Genomic DNA, 6942 nt, shown 5'->3' on the forward strand with positions numbered 1-6942 from the left:
GCCGGGGTGGGCGTGGGAGTGGGGTCGGCGTGCGCCGGGGCGGCCATGGCCGTGGCCGCGAGCACGAGAGCCGCTGCGAGGGTAACGGGACTCGGACGCATACGATGTCCTTCCGGGGGTCATGCGTCACACCGCTCGGGAGCCCCGATCATCACCCGGCACCGGACCGCCCGCCATGGACTTACGCGCCAGACATTTGCACTTGTCCAGAAATTTCGTCACACCGTCTGACAAAAATGGTAAAGCGCGATTCCCCCGGAGAGGGGAACCGCGCTCCACGTACGAGGTCGTACCGCCGCGGTCAGCGGCGCACGCCCTGGGCCATGTCCTTTGCCAGCACGGAGATGGACGCCTGGCCCGCGGCCTCGTCGGGGGCGTCGAGGATGCGCCGGATGAACGCCGACCCGACGATCACCCCGTCGGCGTAGGCCGCCACCTCGGCCGCCTGCTTGCCCGTGCCGACGCCCAGGCCCACGCACACCGGCAGGTCCGTGTGCGCCCGCGTCCGCTCGACCAGGCCCTCGGCCGCGACGTTGACGCTGTCTCTCGCGCCCGTGACGCCCATCAGCGAGGCGGCGTACACGAAGCCCGTGCAGCAGTCGACGACGGCCTTGATGCGCGCCTCCGTCGAGCTCGGCGCGACCAGGAACACCGTGTCGATGCCCGCGCCCGCGGAGGCGGCGCGCCACGGCTCCGACTCCTCCGGGGTCAGGTCGGGCGTGATCGTGCCGACGCCGCCCGCGCTGGCCAGGTCACGGGCGAAGCGCTCGGCGCCGTACTTGTCGATCGGGTTCCAGTACGTCATGACGAGCGTGGCGGCCCCGGTCGCGGCGACTCCCTCGACCGTGCGCAGCACGTCGGCGATGCGCGTGCCGTTGGTCAGCGACCTGTGCACGGCGTCCTGGATCGTCGGCCCGTCCATGAGCGGGTCGGAGTAGGGCAGGCCGATCTCGATGACGTCGCAGCCGGCCTCCACCAGGGCCGCGGCCGCGGCGACGTCGCCGCCCTTGGAGGGAAAGCCCGCGGGCAGGTAGCCAACGAGCGCGGCCCGGTTGTCCGCCTTCGCCTTGGCGAAAACCGTCTGAAGAGTCGTCATGTCTGTCCGTTTCGAAGGTCGAGTCTCACCATGATGCCCTGCCTCGCGCCCGCCCAGAATCCCCCGCGCCGATACGGGGCGGGGCCCTGCGCGAGCCGCGCGGCGAGCGGCCCGGCGCAGGCCCTCGACGCTCTCAGGCCCCGCGCAAGCGCTGGGCCCGGCGTCGTCTCGGGGTCGGTCTCAGGATCTCGGAGGTCTCACAGGTCCCGGAGACCTCGCAGGTCTCGCAGGTCTCGCAGGTCTCAGAGGTTGAAGTACTTCATGGCCGTGCCCATGTCCTTGTCGCCGCGGCCGGAGAGGTTGACCAGGATGGTCGCCTCGGGGCCGAGCTCGCGGCCCAGCTCCAGCGCGCCGGCGAGGGCGTGGGAGGACTCGATGGCGGGGATGATGCCTTCGGTCCTGGCCAGCAGCGAGAACGCGGCCATCGCCGCGTCGTCGGTCACGCCGTGGTAGGTGGCGCGGCCCGAGTCCTTCAGCCAGGCGTGCTCGGGGCCGACGCCCGGGTAGTCGAGCCCGGCCGAGATCGAGTGGGACTCGATGGTCTGGCCCTCGTCGTCCTGCAGCACGTAGGTGCGCGAGCCGTGCAGCACGCCGACCGAGCCCGCGGTGAGCGTCAGCGCGTGCTCGCCGCTGTCGAGCCCGTGGCCGGCCGCCTCGTAGCCGTGCAGCCGCACGGACTCGTCGTCGAGGAAGGCGTGGAAGATGCCGATGGCGTTGCTGCCGCCACCGACCGCCGCGCACACGGCGTCGGGCAGCGCGCCGGTCAGCTCCAGCATCTGGCGGCGGGCCTCGACGCCGATGATGCGCGCGAAGTCACGCACGATCTCGGGGAACGGGTGCGGCCCGGCCACCGTGCCGAACAGGTAGTGGGTGGTGTCGACGTTGGTCACCCAGTCGCGGAACGCCTCGTTGATGGCGTCCTTCAGCGTCTGCGAGCCGTTGGTCACCGGCACCACGGTGGCGCCGAGCAGCTTCATCCTGGCGACGTTGAGCGCCTGGCGCTCGCAGTCGACCGCGCCCATGTAGATGACGCACTCCAGGCCGAGCAGGGCGGCCGCGGTGGCCGTGGCCACGCCGTGCTGGCCGGCGCCGGTCTCGGCGATCACCCGCTTCTTGCCCAGCCGCTTGGTCAGCAGGGCCTGGCCGAGCACGTTGTTGATCTTGTGTGCGCCGGTGTGGGTGAGGTCTTCCCGCTTGAGCACGATCCGCGCCCCGCCGGCGTGCTCGCTGAAGCGGGCCACGTCGGTCAGCGTCGTGGGCCTGCCCGCGTAGGTGCGCAGCAGGTGGTCGAACTCGCGCAGGAACTCCGTGTCGTTCTTGGCCTTCTCGTAGACCGCGGCCACCTCGTCGAGCGCCGGGATCAGCGCCTCCGGCACGTAACGGCCGCCGAAAATGCCGAACTTGCCGTGCACGTCGGGGTCGTCGCCGCGCGCGCCGTTGCCGGCCAGGTCGGCGGCGGTCAGGATGGAGCCTTCGTTTGCCACTGCTATCCCTCTGCTGAGTGGTCGGGGCGCGTCGACGGATGGGCGCCGGCGGTCACCAACGCCTCCACGGCCTTGCGCGGGTCCTTGCCGGTGACGAGGCTCTCCCCCACCAGGACGGCGTCGGCACCACCCCGGGCGTAGGCGAGCAGATCGTGCGGGCCGCGCACGCCCGACTCGGCAATCTTGATCACATTATCGGGGATCTTCGGCGCCAGCTTCGCGAAGACATCGCGGTCGACCTCGAGTGTCTTCAGGTTGCGGGCGTTGATCCCGATCACCCGCGCGCCGGCGGCGGTCGCCCGCTCGAGCTCCTCCTCCGTGTGCACCTCGACCAGCGGGGTGAGCCCGATGGACTCGGCCCGCTCGATCAGCGACACCAGCGCCTCCTGCTCCAGGCAGACGACCATGAGCAGCGCCAGGTCGGCGCCGTAGGCCCGGGCCTCCCAGAGCTGGTAGGAGGTGAGGATGAAGTCTTTACGCAGGATGGGGATGTCGACCCGGGCGCGGACCGCGGCCAGGTCGTCGAGGCTGCCCCCGAACTTGCGCTGCTCGGTCAGCACGCTGATGACGTGCGCGCCGCCGGCCTCGTAGTCGGCGGCCAGCGCGGCCGGGTCGGCGATCGCGGCGAGCGCGCCCTTGGACGGGCTGGACCGCTTGACCTCGGCGATCACCGAGATCCTGTCGCCCCCGAGTGCGGCCATGGCGTCCCTGGGCGCCTGGGCCCGCTCGGCTCGCTGCTTGAGCTCGTCCATGGAGACGGCCTGCTGACGTGTGGCGAGGTCGGCGCGCACCCCGTCGAGGATGTCGTCGAGGACACTCGGCCCTTCCGTCCGCTCACTCACGCGCTGGGGTCCCTCCGGTCGACAGTGGGGGCGGCGGAGAGTTCGCTTCGCGTCCGCTCTCTGCCTGTCCTGCGATGGTATCGGCCCCACCGGGGTCACCTCACCACAGGCCCCGAGTAAAACTCGCCTCAGGGGGCGAGGAACGCCCCGAATGGCAAATTACGGACGACCCAGTAGACCATGACGATGGCGATGAACCCCCACAGCCACGCCGGGTGCGCCAATGTCGTGCGTCTCGGCCTGCCCTGCCAGGCGCGTACGACCCACCTGCCCCACCAGAACAGCAGGAACGGGATCATCGCCATGGCGAGGGGGTTGAGCCCCAGCGCCGTGACCGGATCGAGGTGGGCCAGCGCGTGCATCGTGCGTAGAGTGCCGCAACCCGGGCAGTAGAGGCCGGTGATCCACAGGAACGGGCACGTCGGGTAGTGCCCCGGCTGATTGGGGTCCACCACGCCGACGAACGCGAACGCGGCTCCCGCCCCGGCCGCAACACCGAGCGGCCCGAGCAGGCCCTTGAGGCGGTCCGTGCCACGCCGCCCGGTGGTTGCGATGCTCATGCTCCTAGTATCCGCCTTCCGTACGCGCCGCTTCCCCGTGACCCGCGGCTCAGTACGTGCTGGACGGCACGCTCGCGGCCAGCAGGACGAACACCACGATGTAGAAGATGATGATCAGCACGATCGCGATGGCGCCGAAGATCAGGCTGCGCTTCCACCACGTCTTGGCTTCCTCGGCCGCCTGCATGGCGCCCTGGTAGTCGCCGATCTGCCACTTGGAGTTCACCTGCGACGACTTCACGATCGCGACGATGCCCAGGGGCAGGCAGCAGAACAGCGTGGTGAGGATGGCCGGGACCAGCTGGTTGTCCGGCGGGGTGCCGCCGGGGCCGCCGGGAGCGCCGCCGTAGCCGCCGCCGCTCGGGGGCTGCTGGCCGTAGCCGCCGCCGTAACCGCCGCCACCGCTGGGGGGCTGCTGGCCGTAACCGCCGCCATAGCCGCCGCCACCGCTGGGGGGCTGCTGGCCGTAACCGCCACCACCACTCGGCGGCTGCTGGCCGTACCCACCGCCGCTCGGGGGCTGCTGGCCATAGCCGCCTCCACCGCTGGGGGGCTGCTGACCGTAGCCGCCGCCGGGCGGCTGGGCGCCGTAGCCGCCGTCGCCCTGGTTTCCGTAACTCATGCTAATGACCCCTTATGTCGTCATTTCGAGGTGAGTTGCGCGCGGCAGCCTAGCGAGAAACCATCTTCTACGTGGACTAACGTCCATTTTGCGGACAATTCGTAATCGGACCGCAAGCGGGTCGTCACGGTCTGGCTACTCGCCCGATAATTTACTGACTGGTCAGTAGCTGGACGTGGAGGTCGCCGCGGCGCTGAGCCCGATCAGGGAAAGCAGCATGCCGCCGAAGATGAGCCACCCCAGCACCCAGAGCACGACGGTGATGTACGAGGTCACCAGGCCGCCGACGGCCATCCCCGAGCCTTCCTCGCCCGTGCGCTTGATCTTGTTGAGCGCGATGTGCCCGAGGATCACCCCGGGGATGCTGGTGATGCCGCAGAAGATCAGGCCGATGATGCCGAGGACGAGCGAGGCCACCGCCATGCCGTTGGTCGACCTGGGCGGGGGCGCGCCGTACTGGCCGTAGCCCGGCTGGCTGTAACCCTGCTGCCCGTAGCCCTGCTGGGCGTAGCCGTAGCTGGGCGGCTGCTGGCCGTAGCCACCACTCGGGGGCTGTTGTCCGTATCCGCCGCTCTGGGGCTGCTGACCGTAACCGCCGCTGGGAGGCTGCTGGCCATAGCCGAGCGGCTCCTGCGGATAGCTGCCCGGCTGCTGGCCGTAACCGCCCGAACCGGGGTCGGGCTGCTGGCCGTAGCCCCCGCCGTAACCGCCGCCACTGGGCGGCTGCTGACCGTATCCTCCACCGGGTGGCTGCTGACCGTAGCCGCCGCTACCGCCCTGGTCCCCGTAGCTCATGCGCTGGCTCCTCAAGTGTTCGTGGCGTGTTGCACCGGCAGCTTATTGAGAAAACGTTTGCCAGGTAGACACAGGTTCAGAACAGTAGAGAATTCGTCATCGCCGAATCTCAGCGGGAATCGGTGGGGTCGTCCCCTCGGTCGAGTGCGTCCCAGAGCGCCTTGTCGTCCCCGGCCTCGGCGCGGGGCTTGACCGCTTCTCTCTCGTAGCGTCCCGACATGCCCGCCCACCTGCCGCCACGCAGGATCGCGAGCACTCCGCCCGCGAACACGAGCAGCGCTCCCGCGGCCGCGACGGCGGGCCACACGGGGATGATCTCCCAGGGGAGATCGGCGGCGCCGTGCAGGACGTTCCGGTCACGCAGGACGTCGGTCACGGTGGCGCCGCCCAGCGCCGTCCAGGTGCCCGCCGCCGCGCCGGCCCCGCACAGGGCCAGCAGCCCGCCGACGATCCGGCGCCCGGCCCCCTTGGTGGCCAGCACGGCCACCACCCCGGCCAGGCCCGCCAGCGCCAGGGGCGTCAGCACGGGGCTGAGGTCGCCGCCCGTGGGCGGCCCGGCGTCCGCACCGGTCTGCGGGATGCTCACCCAGGCGCGGCCGGCGGCGAGCAGCACGAGAGCACAGCCGAGCGCGGTCATCGCCACCCAACCCAGCAGCTCTCCGCGCCCGGCCTTGGCCTTCCCCGGCCCTTCCGCCGGACGGTCGGATGGCATCGGACGGTCGGATCGCATCGGACGGTCGGATCGCATCGGATGCTCGGGTTCCATCGGACCCCGCCTAGCCGAGCGAGACGTCGAGCGCGCCGACGTCGAAGCAGGTGCGGTCGCCGGTGTGGCACGCCGCGCCGGTCTGGTCGACCTTGAGCAGGATGGTGTCGCCGTCGCAGTCGAGCGCCACGGACTTCACGTGCTGGACATGGCCCGAGGTCTCGCCCTTGACCCAGAACTTCGCCCGGCTCCTGGACCAGTAGGTGGCCCGGCCGGTGGTGAGCGTCCGATGCAGCGCCTCGTCGTTCATCCAGGCCAGCATGAGCACCTCGCCGGTGTCGTGCTGCTGGACGATCGCGGGAACGAGACCGTCGGAGTTGCGCTTCAGCCTGGCGGCTATCTTGGGGTCAAGGGACATGCTGCCATTCAACCAGCCCGCCCCCGCGCCTTCGCCACCGCCACGATCAGGCCAGCGCCTGGGAGAGCGTGTCGTAGATGGGGAACAGCGGCGCGAGGTTGGTCCTGCGCAGCCGCCGCAGCACCTGCCCGTCCGGCGCCACCAGGGCCATCGTCCCGTCCCTGTCCCGCAACGCGGCCAGCTGGCGGACGAGCACGCCCAGGCCCGTGGTGTCGATGAAGGTCAGCGCGGTCAGGTCGACCACCAGCCGGGGGCCGTGCGTCTCCACCGCCTCGTCAAGGCATCTCCGCACCTGCGACACGTTGTCCACGTCCATCTCACCCGCCAGGCTGACCACCACGAGCTCGCCGTGCCGACGTCGCGTCATCTCCAGCACATCCACGCCCATGCTCCTCACGATCCCCTCCCCGCGAGGGCAT

General features: G+C 70.6%; 9 protein-coding genes. All 9 read right to left on the reverse strand.

What is annotated here, in order from left to right; genetic code table 11:
* Positions 1 to 301: 301 nt before the first annotated feature.
* A complete protein-coding gene (gene trpA, locus ETD85_RS58815) occupies positions 302 to 1096 on the reverse strand; it encodes a tryptophan synthase subunit alpha (RefSeq protein WP_138698507.1) in 795 nt (264 codons plus the stop codon).
* Positions 1097 to 1338: 242 nt separating this feature from the next.
* Positions 1339 to 2562 (reverse strand): tryptophan synthase subunit beta, encoded by a 1224-nt coding sequence (trpB, locus tag ETD85_RS58820; RefSeq protein WP_379507815.1) that lies wholly within the window; start codon positions 2560 to 2562, stop codon positions 1339 to 1341.
* Between the two features lie 20 nt (positions 2563 to 2582).
* Complete coding sequence (trpC, locus tag ETD85_RS58825; RefSeq protein ID WP_138698508.1) at positions 2583 to 3422, reverse strand: indole-3-glycerol phosphate synthase TrpC; 840 nt, start codon at positions 3420 to 3422, stop codon at positions 2583 to 2585.
* A gap of 128 nt (positions 3423 to 3550) precedes the next feature.
* Positions 3551 to 3982 (reverse strand): DUF2752 domain-containing protein, encoded by a 432-nt coding sequence (locus ETD85_RS58830; protein ID WP_138698509.1) that lies wholly within the window; start codon positions 3980 to 3982, stop codon positions 3551 to 3553.
* A 49-nt stretch (positions 3983 to 4031) separates the two neighbouring features.
* Positions 4032 to 4604, reverse strand: a complete 573-nt coding sequence (locus ETD85_RS58835) for a CD225/dispanin family protein (protein ID WP_138698510.1) — start codon at positions 4602 to 4604, stop codon at positions 4032 to 4034.
* Between the two features lie 162 nt (positions 4605 to 4766).
* Positions 4767 to 5399 carry a DUF4190 domain-containing protein gene (locus ETD85_RS58840; RefSeq protein ID WP_138698511.1) on the reverse strand — a complete coding sequence of 211 codons (633 nt, stop codon included), beginning with the start codon at positions 5397 to 5399 and terminating at the stop codon, positions 4767 to 4769.
* 109 nt (positions 5400 to 5508) lie between these two features.
* A complete protein-coding gene (locus tag ETD85_RS58845; RefSeq protein ID WP_170247437.1) occupies positions 5509 to 6111 on the reverse strand; it encodes a Trp biosynthesis-associated membrane protein in 603 nt (200 codons plus the stop codon).
* 64 nt (positions 6112 to 6175) lie between these two features.
* Complete coding sequence (gene hisI / locus ETD85_RS58850; RefSeq protein ID WP_138698513.1) at positions 6176 to 6523, reverse strand: phosphoribosyl-AMP cyclohydrolase; 348 nt, start codon at positions 6521 to 6523, stop codon at positions 6176 to 6178.
* A 46-nt stretch (positions 6524 to 6569) separates the two neighbouring features.
* On the reverse strand, positions 6570 to 6942 hold a 373-nt coding region (locus ETD85_RS58855), incomplete at its 5' end, for an STAS domain-containing protein (RefSeq protein ID WP_206059568.1).

It is taken from the genome of Nonomuraea zeae, from assembly GCF_005889725.1.
Classification (GTDB): Bacteria; Actinomycetota; Actinomycetes; order Streptosporangiales; family Streptosporangiaceae; genus Nonomuraea; species Nonomuraea zeae.